We start from the raw sequence: 24420 nt of genomic DNA on the forward strand, positions 1-24420 counted from the left end.
GGGCTAAGGAGGATGTCGCCCGGATGCTTGCCAGCACTGACCCCGAACTCGATCATGGACCGCGGACCGAAAGGTCCGCGACCATGCGGATGTGCGTGGTCAGCCGCGAGGTCCGGCCGATCGACGAGCTGATCCGCTTCGTCGTATCGCCGGAAGGGCACATAGTTCCCGATCTCAAGCGCAAGCTGCCCGGACGGGGCATGTGGGTTACGGCATCGCGACAGGTGGTTGCGGAAGCCGTCCGTCGTCACCAATTTACCAAAGCCTTCAGGCGCGACTTGCGCATTCCTCCGACGCTTCCCGCCGACATCGAGGCACTCCTGGTTCGGAGCGTGACCGAAGCCCTTGGGATTGCTGCCAAGGCCAGGCAGATCGTCGCCGGTTTCGGCAAGGTCGAGAGCGCCCTGCGGGAAGGCACGGTCGAGGTCCTGATCCATGCCAGCGACGGGGCCGCGGACGGAATCCGCAAATTGGACATGCTGGCGCGGCAAAATGACGGAAATCGCGGCGCAAGGCCGCCGATTCCCGTCGTAACCGCATTGAAATCGACAGAATTGGATTTGGCACTCACCCGGTCAAATGTGATACATGCTGCCCTGCTCGCGGGCCCGGCGAGCAAGACATTCCTGTCGCGTAGCCAGATGCTGGTCCGATACCGGCTGGCGGACGATGACAAGACTGCCGAAAAGCACGGCCAGGATTTCTGAGAGACAACGATCACCCGATAGAACGGTGCGGCAACGCACAACGTTAACAAGATCAGGATTAGGACTGCTGAATGGTTGATACCAAGACCCCTGACGACAAGAAGCTGAGCGTTCCGAGCAAGACGCTATCGCTCAAGCCGCGCGTCGAAACGGGCACTGTGCGCCAGAGCTTCAGCCATGGCCGTAGCAAGCAGGTCGTGGTCGAGAAGCGCGGCAAGCGTCGCATCGACGGCAGCCCCGAGCCGCAGGCTCCCGCGGCTGTTGCAAAGCCGGCGCCGGCCGCGCCGGCGCCTGCTCCTGCACGCCCGGCGCCGCCACGTAACGCCGGCTCCGGCGTGGTGCTTCGCACCCTGACCGAGGACGAACGTTCCGCCCGCGCCAGCGCGCTCGCTGACGCCAAGGTGCGTGAGGTCGAGGAGCGCCGCCACGCCGAAGAGGAAGCCCAGCGCCGCGCCGTCCGCGAAAGCGCCGAGCGTGTCGAGCGCGAGGCCGCCGAAGCCCGCCGCAAGGCCGAGGACGAACGTCATCGCCACGAAGAGGAGGCCAAGCGGAAGGCCGAGACCGAGGCCAAGAAGCGCTTTGGCGAGGGCGAGCAGTCGCAATCTGCGGCCCGCGCGGCGACAGCCACACCGGCGGCCAACGCGCCGCGGTCCGCGCCGACGACGGCGCGACCTGCGACCACCACAGGGCGACCCGCGACGACCACAGCGCGACCTGCGACGACGACTGCGCAGCGTCCGGGTGGACCGGCCGCGCGCGCCCCCGGCGTCGCAGCCGGACCGGACGAGGAAGATGGTCCGCGCCAGATCCGTCGTGGTCCCGGCGGGGCCATGCGTCCCGTGGCGGCGCCCAAGACCACCCACAAGCCGGGTCCGCAGAAGGAACGCGGCCGCCTCACGCTCGTCACCGCGCTCAATGCCGACGACGTGCGCGAGCGCTCGATCGCCTCGTTCCGCCGCCGCACCCAGCGCCTGAAGGGCCACGTCTCGAATGAGCCGAAGGAAAAGCTGATCCGCGAGGTGATCATTCCGGAAGCGATCACCATCCAGGAACTCGCCAACCGCATGGCCGAGCGCGCGGTCGACGTCATCCGCATGCTGATGAAGCAGGGCGCGATGCACAAGATCACCGACGTGATCGATGCCGACACCGCGCAGCTCATCGCCGAGGAACTCGGCCACACCGTCAAGCGCGTGGCGGCGTCCGACGTCGAAGAAGGCCTGTTCGATGCCACCGAGGATTCCACCGACACCGAGCCGCGCTCGCCGGTCGTGACCGTGATGGGTCACGTCGACCACGGCAAGACTTCGCTGCTCGATGCGCTCCGTCATGCCAACGTTGTCTCCGGCGAAGCCGGCGGCATCACCCAGCATATCGGCGCCTATCAGGTGTTGTCGCCCGAAAGCGGCAAGAAGATCACCTTCATCGACACGCCCGGCCACGCCGCGTTCACCGCGATGCGCGCCCGCGGCGCCAAGGTCACCGACATCGTCGTGCTGGTGGTTGCGGCCGATGACGGCGTCATGCCGCAGACGGTCGAAGCCATCAACCACGCCAAGGCGGCGCGCGTGCCGATCATTGTTGCCATCAACAAGATCGACAAGCCCGATGCCAAACCCGAACGCGTCCGCACCGAGCTGCTTCAGCACGAGGTGCAGGTCGAGTCGTTCGGCGGCGAAGTCGTCGACGTCGAAGTGTCCGCCAAGAACAAGACCAATCTCGACAAGCTGCTCGAGATGATCGCGCTCCAGGCCGACATCCTCGACCTGAAGACCAATTCGGAGCGGCCGGCCGAGGGCACCGTGATCGAGGCCAAGCTCGACCGCGGCCGCGGCCCCGTCGCGACCGTGCTCGTCCAGCGCGGCACGCTTCGTGTCGGCGATATCATCGTCGCCGGTGCCGAGATGGGCCGCGTCCGCGCGCTGATCTCGGATCAGGGCGAGACGGTGCCGGAGGCAGGTCCGTCGGTGCCGGTCGAGGTACTCGGCTTCAACGGTCCGCCGGAAGCCGGCGATCGTCTCGCCGTGGTCGAGAACGAAGCCCGCGCCCGCCAGGTCACCAGCTACCGCGCGCACCAGAAGCGCGAGAACGCTGCGGCCTCGATCTCCGGCATGCGCGGCTCGCTCGAGCAGATGATGTCGCAGTTGAAGACCGCGGGCCGCAAGGAATTCCCGCTGATCATCAAGGCCGACGTGCAGGGCTCGCTGGAAGCAATTCTCGGCTCGCTGGAGAAGCTCGGCACCGACGAAGTCGCCGCCCGCATCCTGCATGCCGGCGTCGGCGGCATCTCGGAATCCGATGTGACGCTCGCGGAAGGCTTCAACGCCGCGATCATCGGCTTCTCGGTTCGTGCCAACAAGGAGGCGGCCGCGGCCGCCAAGCGCAACGGCATCGAGATCCGCTACTACAACATCATCTACGACCTCGTGGACGACGTGAAGAAGGCGATGAGCGGCCTGCTCGCGCCGACCTTGCGCGAAACCATGCTCGGCAATGCCTCGATCCTGGAGATCTTCAACATCTCCAAGGTCGGCAAGGTTGCCGGCTGTCGCGTCACCGACGGCACCGTGGAACGCGGCGCCAACGTGCGCCTGATCCGCGACAACGTCGTCGTGCACGAAGGCAAGCTGTCGACACTGAAGCGCTTCAAGGACGAAGTGAAGGAAGTCCAGTCCGGCCAGGAATGCGGCATGGCCTTCGAGAACTATCACGACATGCGTGCCGGCGACGTGATCGAGTGTTATCGCGTGGAGACGATCCAGCGCTCCCTGTAAGTCCAAATCTTACCGAAGCGCCCGGATCTTTTTGAACTGAAATTGCGAGAGTGCGGTGGCCGGATTTTTCCGGCCATCCGCCTCTCATTCGTTTCAACAGGACAAATGACAATGCTCGTGTCCCAAACGCGGGCATGACGAGGTGATTTCCAGAAATGCCCCGCCACCACCAGAAGAAAAGTTCCGCGCCCGGCGGCTCGCAACGTCAGTTGCGCGTTGGCGAGCAGGTTCGCCACGCGATAGCCGAGATTCTGGCGCAAGGCAGCGTGCATGATGCGGACCTCGAAGGCCACATCATCACCGTGCCGGAGGTGCGGATGTCGCCCGACCTGAAGCTCGCGACAATCTACGTCATGCCGCTCGGTGGCCGCGACACCGAGCTCGTCATCGCTGCGCTCGATCGCAACAAGAAATTCCTGCGCGGCGAAGTCGCGCGGCGCGTTAACCTGAAATTTGCACCTGACCTTCGCTTCCGCGCCGACGAGCGATTCGACGAAGCGGAACGGATCGAGAAGCTTTTGCGAACACCTGCGGTGCAGAAGGACCTGGAACAGGATCCGGATTCGGATCGGGAAGAAGAACAATGATGATGGACCCGGCTCACGGCATGATCGGTGGCGAAGAAGCCGATCAGCACGACGTGCAGAAAAATAATTTTGCAGACGTCGGCGGCAACGCTCAGCCGCAGCAGGAGGCGCGTCGCGTCAACAACGATCCTCGTGCCAGCAAACAGCAGAAGGGTCAGCAGCCGCGCCGCGACCGGCGCGACGTCCATGGCTGGGTCGTGCTCGACAAGCCGATCGGCATGACCTCGACGCAGGCGGTTGCCGTGCTCAAGCGCCTGTTCAACGCCAAGCGCGCCGGTCATGCCGGCACGCTCGATCCGCTCGCCTCCGGCGGCCTGCCGATCGCGCTCGGTGAAGCCACCAAGACGGTTCCCTTCGTTATGGACGGCCGCAAGCGCTACCGCTTCACCGTGTGCTGGGGCGAGGAACGCGACACCGACGACATCGAGGGCCAGATCACCGCAGCCTCCGACCAGCGCCCGACCCGGGAGGCGATCGAGGCCCTGCTGCCCCGCTTTACCGGTGTGATCGAGCAGGTTCCGCCGCGCTATTCGGCGATCAAGGTCCAGGGCGAACGGGCCTATGACCTCGCCCGCGACGGCGAGATCGTGGAGCTGGCCCCCCGTCCAGTCCAGATTCACCATTTATCCCTTATAGATCAACCAGATAGCGACAGATCCACGTTCGAGGCGGAGTGTGGCAAGGGCACCTATGTCCGCGCGCTGGCCCGCGACATGGGCCGGATTCTCGGCACTTACGGCCATATCTGCGCGCTGCGGCGGACCCTGGTCGGCCCATTCGGCGAAAACGACATGATTCCGCTGGATCAGCTGGAGGCTTTGTGCGATAGAGCCGCGTCCGGCGAGGGCAGCCTCGCCGACGCGCTTATGCCCGTTGAGACCGCGCTGGACGACATCCCGGCACTGGCCGTCACTCGGGCTGATGCGGCAAGGCTCCATCGGGGCCAGGCCGTTTTATTGCGCGGACGGGATGCGCCCACTAGTAGCGGCACAGTCTATGTCACGGTGGCAGGCCGTCTTCTCGCGCTTGCTGAAGTTGGCAATGGCGAAATCATCCCCAAGCGTGTGTTCAACCTGACCGGCCTGACTGCCAGCTCCGGTCGCAACGAGAGAAATTGACGATGTCGATTGCCGCAGAACGCAAAGCGGAAGTCATCAAGACGAATGCCAACAAAGCCGGCGACACCGGCTCGCCTGAGGTTCAGGTCGCGATCCTTTCGGAACGCATCAACAACCTCACGAGCCATTTCAAGACCCACGTGAAGGACAACCATTCGCGTCGCGGCCTCTTGAAGCTGGTGTCGACCCGCCGCTCGCTCCTCGACTATCTGAAGAAGAGGGACGAGGCGCGCTACAAGGCGCTGCTCGAGAAGCACAACATTCGTCGTTAAGAGTTCTTGCGCGCGCCAATGGCGCGCGTTTTTGCGCGTGGTTTCGAGCGAAAGCGCTTATTTTAAGGTTTTTGATCGAGGCTCACGCGCACGTCGGGTGCGGGCCAACGATGGTTCGCATCCGGGGCATGATCAGCGAAGACCGCGGTTCGGTGTTCGCGTTCGTGCCGACTGACAGTCCAGCAGCAATCCGGCGGCTGGGCGCAACGGGCAAGGCGCCCGTATGACCCGAAAGGATGGACGCCATCCGAAATCCGAAAACCATGGCAGGATCGCAGGACGCTGATCGCCCGCTCCGATCAACGTCCTGCAATCTTGACATGGTTTTTGTTTTTCGAGCCGTCCCTTCTTTCGAGAACCCATGAAAGAAGACCTCTATGTTCAATAAGCATTCAGTCGAGATCGACTGGGGCGGACGCCCTCTCAAGCTCGAAACCGGCAAGATCGCACGCCAGGCCGACGGCGCCGTCGTCGCCACCTATGGCGAGACCGTGGTGCTCGCCACCGTCGTCGCCGCGAAGTCGCCGCGTGAAGGCGTCGACTTCCTGCCGCTGACCGTCGACTACCAGGAAAAGACCTACGCTGCGGGCCGCATTCCCGGCGGCTATTTCAAGCGCGAGGGCCGTCCGACCGAGAAGGAGACGCTGGTCTCCCGCCTGATCGACCGTCCGATCCGTCCGCTGTTCGTCGACGGCTGGCGCAACGAGACCCAGGTGATCGTCACCGTGCTGTCGCACGACATGGAGAACGATCCCGATATCGTCGCTCTGGTGGCCTCGTCCGCCGCGCTGACCCTGTCCGGCGCGCCCTTCAAGGGCCCGATCGGCGCCGCGCGCGTCGGCTTCGCCAATGACGAGTTCATCCTCAACCCGACGCTCGACGAGATGGTCGACACCCAGCTCGACCTCGTCGTCGCCGGCACCGCCGACGCCGTGCTGATGGTGGAATCGGAAGCCAAGGAACTCAACGAGGACATCATGCTCGGCGCCGTGATGTTCGGTCACCGCCACTTCCAGCCGGTCATCAAAGCGATCATCGAGCTCGCCGAGAAGGCCGCCAAGGAGCCGCGCGAAGTCACTGTTATCGACAATTCCGCGCTCGAGAAGGAAATGCTCGGCATCGTCGAGCAGGAGCTGCGCGCCGCCTACGCCATTCCGGTCAAGCAGGATCGCTACGCCGCGGTCGGCAAGGTCAAGGAAAAGGTGATCGCCCATTATTTCCCTGAAGGGCAGGAGGCGAAATACGACAAGCTGCGCATCGGCGCGGTGTTTAAGGAGCTGGAAGCCAAGATCGTCCGCTGGAACATCCTCGACACCGGCAAGCGCATCGACGGCCGCGATAGCAAGACCGTGCGTAACATCATCGCCGAAGTCGGCGTGCTGCCCCGCGCCCACGGCTCGGCGCTGTTCACCCGCGGTGAGACCCAGGCGATGGTCGTGACCACGCTCGGCACCGGCGAGGACGAGCAGTACATCGACGCGCTGTCTGGAACGTACAAAGAGACGTTCCTGCTGCACTACAACTTCCCTCCCTACTCGGTCGGTGAGACCGGCCGCCTCGGCGGCACCAAGCGCCGCGAGATCGGCCACGGCAAGCTTGCCTGGCGCGCGATCCACCCGGTGCTGCCGCCGCATCACGAGTTCCCCTACACGATCCGCGTGGTTTCGGAGATCACCGAATCCAACGGCTCCTCGTCGATGGCTTCGGTTTGCGGCGCCTCGCTCGCGCTGATGGACGCCGGCGTGCCGCTGAAGCGGCCGACCGCGGGCATCGCGATGGGCCTGATCCTCGAAGACAAGCGCTTCGCGGTTCTCTCGGACATCCTCGGTGACGAGGACCATCTCGGCGACATGGACTTCAAGGTCGCCGGCACCGAGCAAGGCATCACCTCGCTCCAGATGGACATCAAGATCGAGGGCATCACCGAGGAGATCATGAAGGTCGCGCTCGGCCAGGCCAAGGATGGGCGTATCCACATCCTCGGCGAAATGTCCAAGGCGCTCACCAACGCGCGCGCCGAGCTCGGCGAATACGCGCCGCGCATCGAGACCTTCAAGATCGCCACCGACAAGATCCGCGAAGTGATCGGCACCGGCGGCAAGGTGATCCGCGAGATCGTCGAGAAGACCGGCGCCAAGGTCAACATCGAGGACGACGGCACCGTGAAGGTCGCTTCCAGCGACGGCGAGGCGATGAAGGCCGCGATCAAGTGGATCAAGTCGATCGCGTCCGATCCGGAAGTCGGCCAGATCTATGAAGGCACCGTCGTCAAGGTGATGGAGTTCGGCGCGTTCGTGAACTTCTTCGGCTCCAAGGACGGCCTCGTCCACATCAGCCAGCTCGCTTCGGCGCGCGTGCAGAAGACCTCCGACGTCGTCAAGGAAGGCGACAAGGTCAAGGTCAAGCTGCTGGGCTTCGACGACCGCGGCAAGACCCGGCTGTCGATGAAGGCGGTCGACCAGGAGACCGGCGAGGATCTCGAGGCCAAGCAAAAGACCGACGCTCCGGCGCCGCGCGAAGCGGCCGGCGAGTAAGCCTCGCTACCTTCCCAGAAACACGAAGGGCGGCTTCTCGGCCGCCCTTTTTGTTTGCGTCGCCCCGGAGGAGCTGCGCTCCTTCTCCCGCAAGCGGGAGAGGTAGCCACAACTCACGCCGCGAGGTCGAACCGGTCGAGGTTCATCACCTTGGTCCAGGCCTTGGCGAAGTCCTTGACGAACTGCTCCTTGGCGTCCGACGAGGCATAGACCTCGGCGAAGGCGCGGAGCTGCGAGTGCGCGCCGAAGATCAGATCGACGCGCGTGCCGGTCCACTTGACCGCGTTGGTCTTGCGGTCGCGGGCCTCGTAGGTGCCGTCAGTGCCGGCCGGCGTCCACTGCGTGCTCATGTCGAGCAGGTTGACGAAGAAGTCGTTGGTCAGCGTTCCCGCCTTCGCGGTAAGGACGCCGTTCTTCGAACCACCGGCATTGGCACCGAGCACACGCAGGCCGCCGACCAGGACCGTCAGCTCGGGTCCCGAAAGCTTCAACAACTGCGCACGATCGACGAGGGCTTCTTCCGGCATCAAGAACTGATGCCCTTTGCCGACGTAGTTGCGGAAGCCATCCGCCCGTGGCTCCAGCGGAGCAAACGAAACGGTATCGGTCTGCTCCTGCGAGGCATCCATGCGACCCGGCGTGAAGGCGACCTTCACGTCGACGCCGGCGTCCTTCGCGGCCTTCTCGACCGCGGCGGTGCCGCCTAGAACGATCAGGTCGGCGAGCGAGACCTTCTTCGCGCCGGCCGATGCGTTGAAGTCCTTCTGGATCGTCTCGAGCTTGGCGAGAACCTTCGAGAGCTGGGCCGGCTGATTCACCTCCCAGTCCTTCTGCGGTGCAAGCCGGATGCGCGCGCCGTTGGCGCCGCCGCGCTTGTCCGAGCCGCGGAACGTCGAGGCCGACGCCCACGCCGTGGAGACCAGCTCCGAGACCGACAGGCCCGAGGCCAGGATCTTCGTCTTCAGCGAAGCGATGTCCTGCTCGCTGGCCAGCTCGTGATTCACGGCCGGGATCGGATCCTGCCAGATCAGCGTCTCCTTCGGCACCAGCGGGCCGAGGTAGCGTACGATCGGACCCATGTCGCGATGAGTGAGCTTGAACCAGGCGCGGGCGAACGCGTCCGCGAACTGATCGGGATGCTCGAGGAAGCGCCGCGAAATCTTCTCATAGGCCGGATCGAGGCGCAGCGAGAGGTCGGTGGTCAGCATCGTCGGCCGATGCTTCTTCGACTTGTCGAACGCGTCCGGAATGATCGCCTCGGCGCCCTTGGCCGTCCACTGGTTCGCACCGCCCGGACTCTTCGTCAGCTCCCATTCGTACTTGAACAGGTTCTCGAAGAAGTTGTTGCTCCACTTCGTCGGCGTCGTCGTCCATGTCACCTCGATACCGCTGGTGATGGAATCGCCCGCCAGGCCCGAAGCGTACTTGCTCTTCCAGCCGAGACCCTGATCCTCGAGTGCGCCCGCTTCCGGCTCCGGTCCGACCAGCGAGGGATCGCCAGCGCCATGGGTCTTGCCGAAGGTGTGGCCGCCGGCGATCAGCGCGACGGTTTCCTCATCGTTCATCGCCATGCGGAAGAAGGTCTCGCGGATATCCTTCGCAGCCGCGATCGGATCTGGCTTGCCGTTCGGGCCTTCCGGGTTGACGTAGATGAGGCCCATCTGCACCGCGCCGAGCGGCTCGGCGAGTTGGCGTTCGCCGCTGTAGCGCTCATCGCCCAGCCACGTGCCTTCGGGACCCCAATAGAGCTCTTCCGGCTCCCAGACATCGGCGCGACCACCCGCGAAACCGAAGGTCTTGAAGCCCATCGATTCCAGCGCGACGTTGCCGGCGAGCACCATCAAATCGGCCCAGGAAATCTTGCGGCCATATTTCTGCTTGATCGGCCAGAGCAGCCGGCGCGCCTTGTCGAGGTTGGCGTTGTCCGGCCAGCTGTTGAGCGGCGCGAACCGCTGCTGACCGGCGCCGGCGCCACCCCGGCCGTCGGTGATGCGGTACGTGCCTGCGCTGTGCCAGGCCATGCGGATCATCAGGCCACCGTAATGACCGAAGTCCGCGGGCCACCACTCCTGCGAATCCGTCATCAAAGCGGTCAGGTCCTTGATAACCGCGTTCAGGTCGAGCGACTTGAACTCCTTGGCATAATCGAACTCCTTGCCCATCGGATCGGACAGGCCGGAATTCTTGTGCAGCATCTCGATGCTGAGCTGGGTCGGCCACCAGTCGCGGTTCGCCGGTACGCGTTTTCCACCCGAAAACGGGCACTTCGAAGTGTCGTCCATGAATACCTCCTCTGGTGGCGTCGAACTCGCGCCATTGACCAGGTAGAAGCACTCTAAGCTTCGTGTTCGATCAGGGGAAGTTGACTTTAATGATCGCTGCGATAGGATTTTCTGATGATCAACGTGACGATGCGCCAGCTGCGATATTTCGACGCGCTGGCGCGTCATGGCCATTTTGGCCGGGCGGCAGTGGCCTGTTCCATCTCGCAGCCGGCGCTGTCGATGCAGATCAAGGAACTGGAGGAGGCGCTCGGCGGCCTACTGATCGAGCGCAGCGCCCGGCAGGTCGCGCTGACGCGATTTGGCGAGGAGCTCGCCCAGCGCGTCCGCGACATCTTGCGCTCGGTCGATGAGCTCGGCGATTTCGCCCGCGCCTCGCAGGACCGCTTTTCAGGTCGCCTGCGCATCGGCATGATCCCGACCATCGCGCCCTATCTGCTGCCCAAGATCACCAAGAATCTCACGCGTCTGCATCCGGAGCTCGACATCCGTGTGCGCGAGACGATGACGCCGCGGCTGATCAAGGAACTGGTGGAAGGCCGGCTCGACACCGCCATCGTCGCGCTGCCGGTGTCAGAGCCGTCGCTCACCGAGGTCGCACTGTTCGACGAGAAATTCCTGCTGGTGCGGCCCGGCTCCGATGAAGGCACGCCGGTGCCCTCGCGCGAGATGATGCGCGAGATGCGGCTGCTGCTGCTCGAGGAAGGGCACTGCTTCCGCGATCAGGCGCTGTCGTTCTGCAACATGCAGTCGGCGCCGCCACGCGAGATGCTGGATGCGAATTCGCTGTCGACGCTGGTCCAGATGGTCAGCGCCGGGATCGGCGTCACCTTGATTCCGGAGATGGCGGTGTCGGTGGAGACGCGATCGGCCTCGGTCGCGCTTTCGCGCTTTCGCGACCCGGAGCCCTCGCGCACCATCGGCATGGTCTGGCGCAAGACCAGTCCGCTGGCGCGGCAACTCCTGCAAATCTCCGAGGTGGTGTGCCTGTCGGCCGGCAAGGCGCGCCCGCGGCAGGCCGCACGCAGCCAACGGGCTTGAGATCCGGATGTCGCACCCGATCATCCGCCCGGCCCGCGCTGAGGAATATGACGAGATCGGCCGTGTCTGGATGGAGAGCTGGGTCTCGACCGGGCTTGCCGAGGCGAGCGACTTCGTGCTGGCAAATCTGCGTGCGCGCATCCGCCGCGAGATCGAGAACGGCTGGAGCCTGTTCGTCGCCGACGATCACGGCACGATCGCCGCGATGCTGGCGCTGCATTTGCCAAAACTCTATCTCGACATGCTCTTCGTCGCGCCCGCCTATCAGGGCCAATCGCTCGGCCGGCAATTGCTCGCCTTCACGCGCACGCAAATGCCGGACGAGATGCACCTGCGCTGCGTGCGCGAGAACGAAAAGGCCTGGCGCTGGTACGAGCGCGAAGGCTTTGTGTTCGAGAAGGAAGAGATCGAGCCGTCCAACGGGTTCATGATGAAGTACTACCGGTGGAAGCGGCAGCGGCCCGCTGGATAGGCAATGATCGCCGGACGCAGCTTGCGGTTGTCACAGTCCCACCCTAGTGTGACGCGTCCGATGTCCTCCTGCCTCTGATCTCCCGGAATCCATGGTTCGAATTGCTGTCTCGCTGACCGCGCTACTGTCCTTTTTGACTTCGGCGGCCGCGCAAACCCCTCCCGCAACCACCGCGCCTCCCACTCAAACTGCGGCACCGGCAAAACCGGCGGCCAAGAAGGCCGCGAAGCCGAAGGCGCCAGCCAAGCTCGCAGAGCCGGCGACTGCCGGTCCTTGCAGCGTTGGCGTGATTGCGGGGACCCAGGATCTCTTCGTCGTCCAGAAGATCGGCCTGACCGTGTTCGGCAACGATTATGCGGAAGTGCCGGTGTCGTGGGGCCTCGACGATCTTGTCTTTGCGCGGGTGCGGGCCGCAGCAGGCGCCACACCGGTGCGACGGATCACTTACGCGAAGGGCGCGCTCGATTCCTACTACCACCCGAAAGCGAGCCTGTTCCGCAATCAGCGCGAAGAGCTATCGAACCTGATCCGACAGGTCGCCGGCAATGCCGGTTGCGACCGCTATCTGGTCGTCATGCGCAGCGAAGGACAGCTTGACGGGACCAATCAGTCGCTCAGCGGCGTCGGCATCTTCAACCGGGGTGTGGGCGTGATCGCCTACTCGTATGTGTTCGCCTATATCGGCGTGACATGGGTCGACGGTCGGACCTTCGAAGTCATGAAGGGACCCGCAGTGACGTTCGAAGGTGTCATGAAGCATATGGCCGACAACTTCGTCTCGAACGAGCTTTTGCGCAAGGTGGACAATTCCATGTTCCCGGCAGCAGCTGCTGACGCCGCCAACAACACAATCCTGCGCGACAATGCCCGTGATTTCCTGACACAGAGGCTGGACAAGATTCTGCCGCCCTATTTCGCGCAATAAGGGGCGTTCGCCCGCGACGATGAACTTGCTCGCTACCGCATTGGTATTGTATGCGCTGTTATCGCCGACAGGTGGGCAGGTGCAACCTGCGCCGAAACCGGAAGTCGTCAAGCCCGCGGTCAGGAAGCCGGCAACCGTCACGCCAAGCGGACCGGTTGAGAGCAGCCCGTGCCAGATCGGCGTGATTCCGATCGCCGGCGACCTCTTCATAGTCGAGAAATTTGGACCCTTCACCTCCCCTGATAAATATTCGCGGACCTCGGTTGCGGCGTGGGCGCTCGACGACCTTGTCGTTTCGCGCGTTCGCGCCGCTGCACCCGGCAGTTCCGTGAAGAGGATTCCCTTCACTAGGGAGGAGCTCAAGTCCGGAGGTCGTGAAAATCCGAGACTATTCTCTTCTTATCGCATCGCGTCCGACCTCGAGAACTTCGTTCGGTTTCTCGCGCCAAAAATCCGGTGTGAGCGATACGTCATGGTACATCGTCACGGCGGGAGCCAACGGGAGTACGGCATTGGAATCTCGCAATACCCTTTGAACGGGCCCGTACACCTCTTCGCCATGATGTACATCAGGGTCTATGACGGCTCTACCTTAGCGTTGATCAAGGAGGCACCGGCCTTGATGACCGAGGACACGTTTACGGAGCGCCTGCTGCACTATCCGCTTGGCGGCCCGTCGACCCAGTTGGATCGCGCGATGTTTCCCGAGAAGCCGGCGGACGCCGTCAACAACCCGGTGCTGCGCGACGGCGTGCGCACGATGCTGACGAAGAGCCTCGACAAGACGCTGCCAGCCTTGTTGCAGCGACCGGCACACTGATCGACGGCGTCACCGATAACTTGCTGATCGAATTTCATATAGACCAAGATATCGCTCGCAGAACGCCTCGTCCGCCTAGAGTTAGTGCGTTGCGGATTCGAAGCAGACACGCGATGAATGGGCCTTGTTCGCCTCACACGAATGAAAGGTCCGCGCCATGATCAAGCTCTACTGGTCGCCCCGCTCGCGCTCGTTCTCCGCGCTCTGGCTGATGGAAGAAACCGGCCTGCCCTATGAGCGTGTGCTGACCGACATTTCGACCGGCGCGCAGAAGGCGCCGGATTTCCTCAAAGTCAATCCGATGGGCAAGGTGCCGGCGCTCGCCGACGGCGACGCGGCGCTCGGTGAAGCCGCGGCGATCTGCGCCTACATTGCCGACCGCTATCCGGAGACGAAGCTAGCGCCCGATGTGACCGACCCGCGCCGCGCGCGCTATCTGCAATGGCTGTTCTTCTCACCGAGCTGCATCGAGCCGGCCATCATCCAGATCTTCACCAAGATCGAAGTGCCGACCTCGACCGCGGCCTGGGGCAGCGCGACGCAAGTCTTCGACGTGCTCGAGGCCGCGCTCGCGAAAGGGCCGTGGATTCTCGGCGAGGAGTTTTCCGCCGCCGACATCACGGTCGGCTCGGGGCTGAATTTCGCGGTGCGCCTGTTCAAGATGGTGCCGTCGCGGCCTGCCTTCGACGCCTATCTCACGCGCTGCATGACGCGGCCTGCGTTCCAGCGCGCGGAGAAGATCGCGGCGGGTTAGTTTTAGCCCTATTCCGCCGTCTTCAAATCGTCCGGCTTAGGCATCAAAACGATGTTGTAGCCGGAATCGACATAGTGGATTTCGCCGGTCACGCCGCCGGAGAGGTCCGACAGCAGATACAGCGCCGAGCCGCCGAGCTCGTCGAGCGTGACGCCGCGGCGGAGCGGCGAATGCTTCTGCTGGAACGCGAACATCGCGCGCGCCTCGCCGATGCCGGAGCCGGCGAGCGTGCGGACGGGGCCTGCGGAGATCGCGTTGACGCGGATGCCGCGCGGTCCGAAGTCCGCAGCGAGATAACGCACGGATGCTTCCAGCGCCGCCTTGGCCACGCCCATCACGTTGTAGTTCGGCATCGCGCGCATCGAGGCGCCGAAGGTCAGCGTGATCATGCTGCCGCCCTCCGTCATCAGCTCGGCAGCACGCTTGGCCACTTCCGTGAACGAGAAGCAGGAGATCACCATGGTGCGCGAAAAGTTCTCGCGGCTGGTGTCGGCGTAGCGGCCCTTCAACTCGTTCTTGTCGGCGAAGCCGATCGCATGGATCACGAAATCGAGCTGGCCCCATTTTTCGCGCAAGGCGGCGAATGTGGCATCGACGCTGGCGATATCCTCGACGTCGCAGGGCAGCACCAGTTCCACGCCGAGAGACTCCGCCAGAGGCTTGACGCGCTTGCCGAGGGCATCGCCCTGGAAAGTGAAGGCGAGCTCGGCGCCATGGGCATGCAGCGTCTTCGCCATGCCCCAGGCGATCGAATGATCATTGGCGATGCCCATGATCAGACCGCGCTTGCCTTTCATCAAACCTTCCATTGCCTGATGGCTCCCATTATTCCGAGGTCATCGCCCACGCATGTGGGCGATCCAGTATTCCGGAGACTATCATTGTAGGCCGAGAAGCCGCAGCGTACTGGATGCTCCGCTTTCGCGGAGCATGACAGCCTACTGGCTCACACATCAAGCCGGCTGAACACCAGCGTGGCGTTGGTGCCACCGAAGCCGAAGGAGTTCGACAGCACGGTGCCGATTTTGACGTTGTCGATGCGCTTGCGCACGATCGGCATGTCGGCGAACACGGGGTCGAGCTCCTGGATGTGCGCGCTCTCGCAGATGAAGCCGTTGTTCATCATCAGCAGTGAGTAGATCGCCTCCTGCACGCCGGTCGCACCGAGTGAGTGGCCGGTCAGCGCCTTGGTCGCCGAGATCGGCGGACACTTCTCGCCACTTCCGAACACCCGACGGAGCGCGTCGATCTCCGGCGGATCGCCGGCCGGCGTCGAGGTGGCGTGCGGATTGATGTAGTCGACCTTGGTCTTCACCGTCGACATGGCCATGCGCATGCAGCGCTCGGCGCCTTCACCTGACGGAGCGACCATGTCGTAGCCGTCCGAGGTCGCGCCGTAGCCGACGATCTCGCCGTAGATGCGCGCGCCGCGCGCCTTGGCATGCTCGAGCTCTTCCAGCACCAGCACGCCGGCACCGCCGGCGATCACGAAGCCGTCGCGATTGACGTCGTAGGGACGCGAGGCGGTGGCGGGCGTGTCGTTGTATTTCGAGGACATCGCGCCCATGGCGTCGAACAGCACCGAGAGCGACCAGTCCAATTCCTCGCAGCCGCCGGCGAAGATGACGTCCTGCTTGCCGATCTGGATCGTCTCATAGGCGTTGCCGACGCAATGGTTCGACGTCGCGCAGGCCGAGGAGATCGAATAGTTCACGCCCTTGATCTTGAACCAGGTCGCAAGCGTCGCCGATGCCGTGGACGACATCGCCTTCGGCACTGCAAACGGGCCGACGCGCTTCGGTCCCTTGGTGCGGGTGATGTCGGCCGATTCGACGATGGTGCGGGCCGACGGGCCGCCGGAGCCCATGATGATGCCGGTGCGGATGTTGGAGACTTCGTCAGGTCCAAGTCCGGAATCCTGGATCGCCTGCTCCATCGCAATGTGATTCCACCCCGCGCCCTGGCCGAGGAAGCGCATCGCACGCCGATCGACAACCGTCGCAGGATCAATCGTCGGCGCACCCTGCACCTGCGAACGGAAGCCGAGCTCGGCGTATTTCTCCGCCCGCGAAATGCCCGACTTCGCCTCGTGGAGGCTCGCAAGCACTTCCTGGGTGTTGTTTCCGATGGACGAGACGATACCCATCCCGGTGACCACAACCCGCCTCATGACAGCCTCGCCTAAATCGTTGTCTTTCTTGGTGATGCGCTCAGCCCAGGTCCGTGCCCTGCTTGAACAGGCCGACCTTCAGATCCTTCGCGCGATAGATAATCTGGTCATCGACCGAAAGCCATCCGTCGGCGATCCCGAGCACCAGCTTTGAGCGCATCACGCGCTTGATATCGACGTTGTACACAACCTTGCGGGCCTCGGGCAGCACCTGGCCGCTGAACTTCAACTCGTTCAGGCCAAGGGCGCGGCCGCGACCTTCACCGCCGCTCCAGCCCAAATAAAAGCCGACCATTTGCCACAGCGCATCGAGGCCGAGGCAGCCGGGCATCACCGGATCGTTCTTGAAGTGGCAGCCGAAAAACCAGAGATCGGGTTTCACGTCGAGCTCGGCGCGCACGATTCCCTTGCCGTATTCGCCGCCGGTCTCGGAAATTTCCGCGATGCGGTCGAACATGAGCATCGGCGGCAGCGGCAATTGTGCATTGCCCGGGCCGAACATCTCGCCGCGGGCACATGCCAGCAGATCTTCGTATTCGTAACCGTTGCGCCTGTTCAGCATGCGGAAGCCTCTGTTCTAACCCCGATTGAGCGGCGTTTCTGGCAAAAATGGGCCCCGTTGTGTTCGGAAAGCAACGCCAATTGCCGTCGTCAGGCGCAAATACCGAGAGCCGGATGGACGGCGAGCCGGGCCTCAATGCCCGGCTGCGCCAAAATCGGTTAAGCGGAACCGCGCGCTCTCTAACACAGGCCATTTCGGGTGGCAAAGCGGTCTCATGAAGGTAAAATGACCGGGCCCTAGTCCAGTTCCTCGCCTGATTAGAACCACTCTAGTTGCGAGAAACTTGCATCTGCATCTATCTCTCCTTATATTGCAGAGAGATAGAGTTCACGCGTGCCCGAATTTTGGAAATGAGCGAAAACAACGCGCCCCATCACGACGAAAACGCCCATGCGGCGGCCCTTCTGTCTGGCCGACAGCCGGCCCTGACCGGCTGCCCCTGGCACGACGTCAACGAGATGCTCCAGTCGGCCGGCCTCCGCCCGACGCGCCAGCGCATGGCCCTCGGCTGGCTGCTGTTCGGCAAGGGTGCACGCCACCTCACGGCTGAAATGCTCTATGAGGAAGCGACGCTGGCCAAGGTGCCGGTCTCGCTCGCGACCGTCTACAACACGCTGAACCAGCTGACCGATGCCGGCCTGCTGCGTCAGGTCAGCGTCGATGGCACCAAGACCTATTTCGACACCAACGTCACCACGCACCACCACTACTACCTCGAGAACAGCCACGAGCTGGTCGACATCGAGGATCCGCATCTGGCGCTGTCCAAGATGCCGGAGGTGCCCGAGGGTTACGAGATCGCGCGCATCGACATGGTCGTGCGCCTGCGCAAGAAGCGCTGAGATCTATCCTGATCTGCTGATTTGATCGTCATGGCCGGGCTTGTCCCGGCCATTTTCGTTTGTGCGTCATTCCGGGAAGGTGCATTAGAACCAGACTCGGAATCTCGAGATCCCGGGTTCGATGCTAACGCATCGCCCCGGGATGACTCTTCGGGTCAGTTCACCTGCTCGTCGGCATAGACGCCCCAAAGGCGCTCCTGCTGGATCCAGCCGTCAAAACCGTTGCCGGTGACGTGGCACCAGCTTGTGGTGCACTTCTTCACCTGCGTGACGACGCCGGCCTGGAGCTTCGCGGCCACCGCGCTGTCGGGATCGGCGCGGTCATAGATCGGCGCGAGGTCGTCCTTGTGTTTCATGGTGACCACCGCAGTGCGGCGGCCCGATAGCAAGGAGTGATAGACCCAGCCTTCGGCGCCCTCGGAATCGCGGACCCGGCGCCAGTTCTCGAACTCCGCGGTGATTTCGACGGGCAGGCCTGAGCGGGTGTAGACCCAGGCCACATCATTGTCCTTGGTCGGGCCGGCACGGACGTTCACGTGATCCGACTTCAGGCTGACATAGCGCGGCACCGGGAGGCCGCTGGCGGCCTGCGGGGTGGCGTCTTTCGCCGAATGCGAGGGGCTGACCGAGGCACTCAACCAGCCGCAAACAAGCGCCATCACCGAACAAAAACGCCCCAACGCCATCAACCCGTCTCCTGTCGAAAACCCAGCCAAGCCGGATCCTCACCCCGCCGTCCAAAACCCTGCCGCGCGCCCTCTTTCCGCCCCACGCGGGTGTTCCCGAAGCCAGATCCGCAAGCCAGACCGTGGTTCTTGTCTTGGCCCGGCCTTCTGCTAGAGAGGACGGACGCTTGAACAACCAGTTTGCCCCGATTTTCCGGCCGGAAATGTCGGGAGAGCTTGAAGGAAACGCCGGGGACGACACGGCAAGGGCAGTGTCGAACAACCGGGTTAATGAGGCCTCAACGGCCGGCCTTTGGCGACAGAGGCGGGCTTGCAATGCCTCATGAGGGCAGGACATGTCGGTAAAGAAAAAGCCCCTCGTCGTCGTGACGCGCAAGCTGCCGGACTCGATCGAGACGCGCATGCGCGAGCTGTTCGATGCGCGGATCAATCTCGACGACACGCCGATGTCGGCCGAGCAGATCGCGGAAGCCGCGCGCACCGCCGACATCCTGGTTCCGACCGTCACCGACCACATCACGGCCGACATCGTCAACCAGCCCGACTGCAAGCTGCGCCTGATCGCGAATTTCGGCAACGGCGTCGACAATATCGATGTCGAGGCCGCGCATGCCCGCGGCATCACCGTCACCAACACGCCAAAAGTTTTGACCGAAGATACCGCCGACATGACCATGGCGTTGATCCTGGCGGTGCCGCGCCGGATGATCGAAGGCGCCTCTGTGCTGACCGAGGGGAAACCCTGGGCCGGCTGGTCGCCGACCTGGATGCTCGGCCACCGCATCGGCGGCAAGCGCCTGGGCATCATCGGCATGGGCCGCATCGGCCAGGCAGTCGCGCGCCGCGCCCGCGCCTTCGGCTTGCAGATCCACTACCACAACCGACGCCCCGTGGCGCCGAAGATCGCCGAGGAGCTTGGCGCAACCTACTGGGAAAGCCTCGACCAGATGCTGGCGCGGATGGACATCATCTCGGTGAACTGTCCGCACACGCCGGCGACCTATCATCTGCTATCGGCGCGGCGATTGAAGCTGATCCGGAAAGACGCCTACATCGTCAACACCGCGCGCGGCGAGGTGACCGACGAAGACACGCTGATCAAGCTGATCGAAGGCGGCGAGATCGGCGGCGCCGGCCTCGACGTCTACGAGCACGAGCCGGCGGTCAACCCGAAGCTGGTGCGGCTCGCCAAGGCCGGCAAGGTGACGCTGATGCCGCATATGGGCTCGGCCACGATCGAGGGCCGGGTCGAGATGGGCGAGAAGGTGATCATCAACATCCGCACCTTCCTCGACGCCCACAAGCCGCCGGATCGCGTGCTGCCGAGCATGCTCTGAGATCTATTTCTCGCGCGTTTCGCGCTTGCGCCAGTCCGTCGCGAAATCAATAAACGCGCGCAACGCCGGCGGCACCTGGCGCCGGCTCGGATAATACAGGAACGGTCCAGGGAACGGCTCGCACCAATCCTGGAGCAGGCTCACCAGCGCCCCGGACTTCACGGCCTCACCGACATAGCCATCGAGCGTCGCCCAGATACCGACGCCGTCGAGTGCAGCGCGCATGGCTAGTCCCATATTGGTCGAGATCAGCTTTGCCGGCGGATCGACCTTCATGAGCTGACCAGCCTTCTCGAACTCCCAATCATGCATGACGCCGCTCGAGTAGCGGGCTCGGATGCAATCATGGTCGAGCAGATCCTTCGGATGGTTGGGCCGGCCGCGGCGCGCGAGGTAAGCCGGCGAAGCGACGACGACATAGTTCTGCGGACCGCTCAGCGGGATCGCCACCATGTCCTGCGCGAGATGCTCGCCATAGCGCACGCCGGCGTCGAAGCCTGCGCTGACGATGTCGACGAACCCGCTTTCGGACACGATATCGAGGTCGACCTGCGGATGCGTTTCGAGAAACGGCCCGACCATCGGCGCCAGCACGAGGTCGACCGCCGGCGGCGGCGCATTGATGCGCAGGCGGCCCGAAGCGACCTCGCGCAGGCCCCGGACCTGATCCAGGGCGTCGCCGACGTCCCGCAAGGCTGGCGCGACGCGCGACAGCAGCAACTCGCCCGCCTCGGTCAGGGCGACGCTACGGGTGGTGCGGTTCATCAGACGGACGCCGAGGCGCTCCTCCAGATCCCGTAACCGCTGGCTAAGGCTCGACACTGACACGCGAATTTCAACCGCTGCGCGCCGGAAATTGCGGGTGCGGGCAACCGCCACGAAGGCATCGAGATCGCGCAGGTCGGGATCGGTCATTGTTCGATATGATGAACAAGCTATTCTGGATTGTCCACCTTATCGGCGCAATGGAGAGAACGCATATCCGCCTCGTCACGCGGCACGATCAGGCTGCCGCCTTTTCGAGGAGAGCCATCATGGAACAGCGTAAACTCGGTTCAACCGGCCCCACCGTCCCAAGCCTAGGTCTCGGCTGCATGGCCATGTCGGATGCCTATGGTCCCAGCGATCGCGGCGAGAGCATCGCCACGATCCATGCCGCGCTCGACGCCGGGATCACGCTGCTCGACACCGGCGACTTCTACAACATGGGCCACAATGAAATGTTGATCCGCGAGGCGCTGAAGGACGTCCCGCGCGACAAGGTGCAGATCAGCGTCAAGTTCGGCGCGCTGCGCGGTCCTGCCGGCGAATTCACCGGCATGGACTGCCGTCCGGCCGCCATGAAGAATTTTCTCGCCTATTCGCTGCAACGACTTGGCACCGACTACATCGACGTCTATCGCCCGGCGCGGCTTGATCCCAACGTTCCCATCGAGGAGACGATCGGCGGCATCGCCGAGATGGTGAAGGCCGGCTACATCAGGCATATCGGCCTGTCCGAGGTCGGCTCCGACACCATTCGCCGCGCGCATGCGGTGCATCCGATCGTCGATCTCCAGATCGAGTATTCGTTGATCGAGCGTGGCATCGAACGCGACATTCTGAAGACCTGCCGTGAGCTCGGCATCGCGATCACCGCCTATGGCGTGCTGGCGCGCGGCCTGATCAGCGGCCATTGGTCGAAGGACAGCGGCAAGAACAGCGACAAGACCGGCAAGGACTACCGGCTGATGAGCCCGCGCTTCCAGGGCGCAAACCTTGATGCCAATCTGGCGCTGGCGGAGCAGCTGCGCGCGATCGCCGCCGAGATCGGCGCAACGCCGGCACAGGTTGCAATCGCCTGGGTGGCGGCGCAGGGCAAGGAGATCGTGCCGCTGATCGGCGCCCGCACCCGCAATCGTCTCACCGAAGCACTGGGCGCGACCAGGGTGACGCTGACGCCGGCTCAGCTTGCAGCGCTGGCCAAAGCCTTCCCGCCCAACATCGCCTCCGGCACGCGTTACGCGGCCGAGCAGATGGCGCATCTCGACAGCGAGAAGCCGGCTACGGCGTAACGGCGACAGTCAGGTGCGATGGGCGCTCAGGTCAGTCATGACCGGCCCATCGCCATTGAGCGGGTTGGCGGGATCGCGCGCGTAACGCAGCGTCTCGAAACGCATCGCGCGCGCATCGATCATCAGCAGGCGGCCGACCAAGCCGTCGCCGAACCCGACGACCTCGCGGATCGCCTCCAGCGCCATCATCGAACCCATCACGCCCGCCAGCGCGCCCATGACGCCGGCCTCGGCGCAGGCCGGCACCGTGCCGGGCGGAGGCGCCTCCGGAAACAGGCAGCGATAGGTCGGATTGAACGCGCCGTCGGCATTCTTTTCATGCGCGCGGATGGTGGTGAGCGAGCCGTCAAAGGTGCCGAGCGCCGCGGTGATCAGTGCCCTCTTGGCGAAGAAGCAGGCATCCGAGACCAGATAGCGCGTCGAGAAATTGTCGGAGCCGTCGAGCACGAGGTCGTAGTCGCCGATCAGCGAGAGCGCGTTGTCGGCGTTGAGCCAGGTCGCGTGCCCGACGAAACGCACATGCGGATTGAGCGCCGCGATCCGCTCGGCGGCACTCTCGACCTTGTGCCGGCCGATGTCGGGCGTCGTATGGATGACCTGGCGCTGAAGATTTGACAGCGAGACAACGTCGTCATCGACCACGCCGAGCGTGCCGACACCGGCGGCCGCCAGATACATCAAGGCGGGCGCGCCAAGGCCGCCGGCGCCGATCACCAGCACAGCCGCCCTTTTCAGCGCAGCCTGGCCCGGTCCGCCGACATCGCGCAGCACGATATGGCGGGCATAGCGTTCGAGTTCGTCCGGGCTCAGCATCGTCGTCCTTCGTTTTCTCACCCCTCATGGTGAGGAGGCGCGAAGCGCCGTCTCGAACCATGAAGGCCCCGATGTCACCCGGGTCCATCCTTCGAGACGCGGCCTCATGGCCGCTCCTCAGGATGAGGACCTTGCTTTCCGGCCGCTCTCGCAGGCCTGAACCACCCCGAGATTGTTCGCGACCAACGAGATGTGCTTCAGTGGCACCACGTTCAATGGGCTGGCTGGATTTGTCATGAGATCGATGCTTGCGGCAACACTGATGTTCGCGGCTGCCGCAGGCGCCAACGCCCAGATGACGACGCCGCAGACCCCCGGCAACCGGCCGAAGGTGGTCCAGACCGTTCCGATCCGCCCGCCCGCCTTGCAGACACCATCCGACACCGCCGACGCGATGGCGCAGGCCGAGCGGCTGTCACTCCAGTCCGACCTCGCCTGGGTCGGTGAATATAACGGTGCCATCACCGGCGACATCAGCGCACGCATGGTCGACGCGATCAAGGAGTACCAGAAGAACAAGGGCGGCAAGCCGACCGGCGTGCTCAATCCGCAGGAACGTGCCGCGCTCGCCGAGACCGCGCGGCGGAAGCAGGACAGCGTCGGCTGGAAAATCGTGATGGAGCCGACCAGCAGCGCGCGGCTCGGCATCCCCGGCAAGCTGGTGCCGCAGCAGGTGACCGACGCCAACGGCTCGAAATGGACCTCACCGACCGGAACGGTGCAGGTGCTGCTCAGCCGCCGCAAGGAGGCGAGCCCGACCACGGCAAAGCTCGCAGAAGCCGAGAAGAAGGAGCCGGCCGGACGCAAGATCGACTATACCGTGGTGAAGCCCGACTTCTTCGTGCTGTCGGGACTCCAGGGCCTGAAGAAGTTTTACGTGCGCGGCACCTTCAAGGGAGACGAGGTTCGCATCATGACGATCCTCTACGACCAGGCCACCGAGAACACGGTCGAGCCGGTCGTGATCGCGATGTCGAGCGCGTTCGATGCATTCCCGGCGGGACCGCAAGCCGGACCGGCGCCGCGCAAGACCGTCGAATACGGCACCGGCATCGTCGTCAGCGACGATGGCGCGATCATCACCGACCGCCTCGTCACCGACAGCTGCCTTGCCGTCGCGATCGGCGGCTACGGCAATGCCGACCGCCTCGCCGAGGACAAGGAGCACGATCTCGCGCTGCTGCACATCTATGGCGCGCGCGGCCTCAAGCCGCTCAACATCGCGAGCGGCGCGGCGAAGACGGATGTCGATGTGATCGGCATCGCCGATCCGCAGAGCCAGGGTGGCGCGGCCAATGTGTCGAGCCTCAAGGCTGCGCTGGCGTCCGTCGGTGGCGGCGATTCCGCCCTGTCACCACCGCCGGCAGTTGGATTTTCCGGCAGCCCGGCGATCGACGGCGACGGAAAACTCGCCGGCGTTGCACTGTTGAAGCCGGCGATGGTTGCAGGGCCCGCGACAGCGGTGCCGGCATCTCAGGCCGTGATGGTCTCCGCGGAGACGGTCCGCGATTTCCTGAAGGCAAACGGTGTCGCGGCGAACGGCAGTTCGACGGATGCAAAGGCCGCCGTCGTGCGCGTGATCTGCGTGCGGAAGTAGGTCGGGCGACTATCCTCTCGTGTCCCGGACAAGGCGCGGCATCCATGCCGCGCCGCTGAGCCGGAACCCATGC

General features: G+C 64.0%; 23 protein-coding genes. 15 read left to right on the plus strand and 8 right to left on the minus strand.

Annotated elements, in window-relative coordinates:
* Positions 1-23: 23 nt before the first annotated feature.
* The gene (locus ABIB73_RS13025; protein ID WP_354224631.1) at positions 24-707 is read left to right on the plus strand and encodes an RNA-binding protein; all 684 of its coding nucleotides are present in this window, start codon (positions 24-26) and stop codon (positions 705-707) included.
* Between the two features lie 71 nt (positions 708-778).
* On the plus strand, positions 779-3481 hold the full coding sequence (gene infB / locus ABIB73_RS13030; RefSeq protein WP_354224633.1) for a translation initiation factor IF-2: 2703 nt from the start codon (positions 779-781) through the stop codon (positions 3479-3481).
* Here infB and ABIB73_RS13035 read toward each other — a convergent pair.
* On the minus strand, positions 3448-3774 hold the full coding sequence (locus ABIB73_RS13035) for a hypothetical protein (protein WP_354224984.1): 327 nt from the start codon (positions 3772-3774) through the stop codon (positions 3448-3450). The two genes, infB and ABIB73_RS13035, sit on opposite strands and share 34 nt — an antisense overlap.
* On the opposite strand from ABIB73_RS13035, the gene rbfA reads away from it, so the two are divergent.
* The 4 genes from rbfA (at position 3691) to pnp (ending at position 7992) form a co-directional block, all read left to right on the plus strand.
* Positions 3691-4068, plus strand: a complete 378-nt coding sequence (rbfA, locus tag ABIB73_RS13040) for a 30S ribosome-binding factor RbfA (RefSeq protein ID WP_354224971.1) — start codon at positions 3691-3693, stop codon at positions 4066-4068. The two genes, ABIB73_RS13035 and rbfA, sit on opposite strands and share 84 nt — an antisense overlap.
* Positions 4065-5186, plus strand: coding sequence for a tRNA pseudouridine(55) synthase TruB (gene truB / locus ABIB73_RS13045; RefSeq protein ID WP_354224635.1), 1122 nt, complete (start codon positions 4065-4067; stop codon positions 5184-5186). The genes rbfA and truB overlap by 4 nt, the downstream gene beginning before the upstream one ends.
* A 2-nt stretch (positions 5187-5188) precedes the next feature.
* Complete coding sequence (gene rpsO / locus ABIB73_RS13050) at positions 5189-5458, plus strand: 30S ribosomal protein S15 (RefSeq protein ID WP_247331566.1); 270 nt, start codon at positions 5189-5191, stop codon at positions 5456-5458.
* A gap of 377 nt (positions 5459-5835) precedes the next feature.
* Positions 5836-7992 (plus strand): polyribonucleotide nucleotidyltransferase, encoded by a 2157-nt coding sequence (gene pnp, locus ABIB73_RS13055; protein WP_354224637.1) that lies wholly within the window; start codon positions 5836-5838, stop codon positions 7990-7992.
* 113 nt (positions 7993-8105) lie between these two features.
* On the opposite strand, the gene katG is transcribed toward pnp, so the two are convergent.
* Positions 8106-10274, minus strand: coding sequence for a catalase/peroxidase HPI (gene katG, locus ABIB73_RS13060; RefSeq protein ID WP_354224639.1), 2169 nt, complete (start codon positions 10272-10274; stop codon positions 8106-8108).
* A 114-nt stretch (positions 10275-10388) separates the two neighbouring features.
* Between katG and ABIB73_RS13065 the strand changes: the two genes are divergently transcribed.
* The 5 genes from ABIB73_RS13065 to ABIB73_RS13085 all read left to right on the plus strand — a co-directional run bounded on the left by ABIB73_RS13065 (position 10389) and on the right by ABIB73_RS13085 (position 14286).
* The gene (locus ABIB73_RS13065) at positions 10389-11315 is read left to right on the plus strand and encodes a hydrogen peroxide-inducible genes activator (protein ID WP_354224641.1); all 927 of its coding nucleotides are present in this window, start codon (positions 10389-10391) and stop codon (positions 11313-11315) included.
* A gap of 7 nt (positions 11316-11322) precedes the next feature.
* Positions 11323-11787, plus strand: a complete 465-nt coding sequence (locus tag ABIB73_RS13070) for a GNAT family N-acetyltransferase (protein WP_354224643.1) — start codon at positions 11323-11325, stop codon at positions 11785-11787.
* A 91-nt stretch (positions 11788-11878) separates the two neighbouring features.
* On the plus strand, positions 11879-12712 hold the full coding sequence (locus ABIB73_RS13075; RefSeq protein WP_354224644.1) for a hypothetical protein: 834 nt from the start codon (positions 11879-11881) through the stop codon (positions 12710-12712).
* A gap of 19 nt (positions 12713-12731) precedes the next feature.
* The gene (locus ABIB73_RS13080) at positions 12732-13532 is read left to right on the plus strand and encodes a hypothetical protein (protein WP_354224646.1); all 801 of its coding nucleotides are present in this window, start codon (positions 12732-12734) and stop codon (positions 13530-13532) included.
* A 157-nt stretch (positions 13533-13689) separates the two neighbouring features.
* On the plus strand, positions 13690-14286 hold the full coding sequence (locus ABIB73_RS13085; RefSeq protein ID WP_354224648.1) for a glutathione S-transferase family protein: 597 nt from the start codon (positions 13690-13692) through the stop codon (positions 14284-14286).
* Between the two features lie 8 nt (positions 14287-14294).
* Here the strand turns inward: ABIB73_RS13085 and fabI are convergent, their stop codons facing one another.
* From fabI to fabA, 3 genes are all read right to left on the minus strand, one after another.
* On the minus strand, positions 14295-15095 hold the full coding sequence (gene fabI, locus ABIB73_RS13090; RefSeq protein WP_354224650.1) for an enoyl-ACP reductase FabI: 801 nt from the start codon (positions 15093-15095) through the stop codon (positions 14295-14297).
* A gap of 137 nt (positions 15096-15232) precedes the next feature.
* Complete coding sequence (gene fabB, locus ABIB73_RS13095; protein WP_354224652.1) at positions 15233-16456, minus strand: beta-ketoacyl-ACP synthase I; 1224 nt, start codon at positions 16454-16456, stop codon at positions 15233-15235.
* 40 nt (positions 16457-16496) lie between these two features.
* The gene (fabA, locus tag ABIB73_RS13100) at positions 16497-17018 is read right to left on the minus strand and encodes a bifunctional 3-hydroxydecanoyl-ACP dehydratase/trans-2-decenoyl-ACP isomerase (RefSeq protein ID WP_354224654.1); all 522 of its coding nucleotides are present in this window, start codon (positions 17016-17018) and stop codon (positions 16497-16499) included.
* 350 nt (positions 17019-17368) lie between these two features.
* On the opposite strand from fabA, the gene irrA reads away from it, so the two are divergent.
* On the plus strand, positions 17369-17860 hold the full coding sequence (irrA, locus tag ABIB73_RS13105; protein WP_354224656.1) for an iron response transcriptional regulator IrrA: 492 nt from the start codon (positions 17369-17371) through the stop codon (positions 17858-17860).
* 155 nt (positions 17861-18015) lie between these two features.
* On the opposite strand, the gene ABIB73_RS13110 is transcribed toward irrA, so the two are convergent.
* Entirely contained in the window at positions 18016-18546 is a 531-nt protein-coding gene (locus tag ABIB73_RS13110) for an SH3 domain-containing protein (protein ID WP_354224658.1), read from the minus strand.
* 335 nt (positions 18547-18881) lie between these two features.
* Between ABIB73_RS13110 and ABIB73_RS13115 the strand changes: the two genes are divergently transcribed.
* Complete coding sequence (locus ABIB73_RS13115) at positions 18882-19883, plus strand: 2-hydroxyacid dehydrogenase (RefSeq protein WP_354224660.1); 1002 nt, start codon at positions 18882-18884, stop codon at positions 19881-19883.
* A 3-nt stretch (positions 19884-19886) separates the two neighbouring features.
* On the opposite strand, the gene ABIB73_RS13120 is transcribed toward ABIB73_RS13115, so the two are convergent.
* Positions 19887-20798 carry a LysR family transcriptional regulator gene (locus tag ABIB73_RS13120; RefSeq protein ID WP_354224662.1) on the minus strand — a complete coding sequence of 304 codons (912 nt, stop codon included), beginning with the start codon at positions 20796-20798 and terminating at the stop codon, positions 19887-19889.
* A 119-nt stretch (positions 20799-20917) separates the two neighbouring features.
* On the opposite strand from ABIB73_RS13120, the gene ABIB73_RS13125 reads away from it, so the two are divergent.
* The gene (locus ABIB73_RS13125; protein WP_354224663.1) at positions 20918-21937 is read left to right on the plus strand and encodes an aldo/keto reductase; all 1020 of its coding nucleotides are present in this window, start codon (positions 20918-20920) and stop codon (positions 21935-21937) included.
* Positions 21938-21946: 9 nt separating this feature from the next.
* On the opposite strand, the gene ABIB73_RS13130 is transcribed toward ABIB73_RS13125, so the two are convergent.
* On the minus strand, positions 21947-22750 hold the full coding sequence (locus ABIB73_RS13130) for a HesA/MoeB/ThiF family protein (RefSeq protein WP_354224665.1): 804 nt from the start codon (positions 22748-22750) through the stop codon (positions 21947-21949).
* Between the two features lie 235 nt (positions 22751-22985).
* Between ABIB73_RS13130 and ABIB73_RS13135 the strand changes: the two genes are divergently transcribed.
* Positions 22986-24347, plus strand: a complete 1362-nt coding sequence (locus tag ABIB73_RS13135) for a serine protease (protein ID WP_354224667.1) — start codon at positions 22986-22988, stop codon at positions 24345-24347.
* The last annotated feature ends 73 nt before the right edge of the window (positions 24348-24420 follow it).

The organism is Bradyrhizobium sp. F1.4.3, assembly GCF_040548375.1.
GTDB lineage: Bacteria > Pseudomonadota > Alphaproteobacteria > Rhizobiales > Xanthobacteraceae > Bradyrhizobium.

Bases quoted from the DNA above. Each gene is read 5' to 3' on its own strand.
- ABIB73_RS13025 (WP_354224631.1), top strand. From the start codon at position 24: ATGCTTGCCAGCACTGACCCCGAACTCGATCATGGACCGCGGACCGAA.
- infB (WP_354224633.1), top strand. From the start codon at position 779: ATGGTTGATACCAAGACCCCTGACGACAAGAAGCTGAGCGTTCCGAGC.
- truB (WP_354224635.1), top strand. From the start codon at position 4,065: ATGATGATGGACCCGGCTCACGGCATGATCGGTGGCGAAGAAGCCGAT.
- rpsO (WP_247331566.1), top strand. From the start codon at position 5,189: ATGTCGATTGCCGCAGAACGCAAAGCGGAAGTCATCAAGACGAATGCC.
- pnp (WP_354224637.1), top strand. From the start codon at position 5,836: ATGTTCAATAAGCATTCAGTCGAGATCGACTGGGGCGGACGCCCTCTC.
- katG (WP_354224639.1), bottom strand. From the start codon at position 10,274: ATGGACGACACTTCGAAGTGCCCGTTTTCGGGTGGAAAACGCGTACCG.
- ABIB73_RS13065 (WP_354224641.1), top strand. From the start codon at position 10,389: ATGATCAACGTGACGATGCGCCAGCTGCGATATTTCGACGCGCTGGCG.
- ABIB73_RS13070 (WP_354224643.1), top strand. From the start codon at position 11,323: ATGTCGCACCCGATCATCCGCCCGGCCCGCGCTGAGGAATATGACGAG.
- ABIB73_RS13075 (WP_354224644.1), top strand. From the start codon at position 11,879: ATGGTTCGAATTGCTGTCTCGCTGACCGCGCTACTGTCCTTTTTGACT.
- ABIB73_RS13080 (WP_354224646.1), top strand. From the start codon at position 12,732: ATGAACTTGCTCGCTACCGCATTGGTATTGTATGCGCTGTTATCGCCG.
- ABIB73_RS13085 (WP_354224648.1), top strand. From the start codon at position 13,690: ATGATCAAGCTCTACTGGTCGCCCCGCTCGCGCTCGTTCTCCGCGCTC.
- fabI (WP_354224650.1), bottom strand. From the start codon at position 15,095: ATGGAAGGTTTGATGAAAGGCAAGCGCGGTCTGATCATGGGCATCGCC.
- fabB (WP_354224652.1), bottom strand. From the start codon at position 16,456: ATGAGGCGGGTTGTGGTCACCGGGATGGGTATCGTCTCGTCCATCGGA.
- fabA (WP_354224654.1), bottom strand. From the start codon at position 17,018: ATGCTGAACAGGCGCAACGGTTACGAATACGAAGATCTGCTGGCATGT.
- irrA (WP_354224656.1), top strand. From the start codon at position 17,369: ATGAGCGAAAACAACGCGCCCCATCACGACGAAAACGCCCATGCGGCG.
- ABIB73_RS13110 (WP_354224658.1), bottom strand. From the start codon at position 18,546: ATGGCGTTGGGGCGTTTTTGTTCGGTGATGGCGCTTGTTTGCGGCTGG.
- ABIB73_RS13115 (WP_354224660.1), top strand. From the start codon at position 18,882: ATGTCGGTAAAGAAAAAGCCCCTCGTCGTCGTGACGCGCAAGCTGCCG.
- ABIB73_RS13120 (WP_354224662.1), bottom strand. From the start codon at position 20,798: ATGACCGATCCCGACCTGCGCGATCTCGATGCCTTCGTGGCGGTTGCC.
- ABIB73_RS13125 (WP_354224663.1), top strand. From the start codon at position 20,918: ATGGAACAGCGTAAACTCGGTTCAACCGGCCCCACCGTCCCAAGCCTA.
- ABIB73_RS13130 (WP_354224665.1), bottom strand. From the start codon at position 22,750: ATGCTGAGCCCGGACGAACTCGAACGCTATGCCCGCCATATCGTGCTG.
- ABIB73_RS13135 (WP_354224667.1), top strand. From the start codon at position 22,986: ATGAGATCGATGCTTGCGGCAACACTGATGTTCGCGGCTGCCGCAGGC.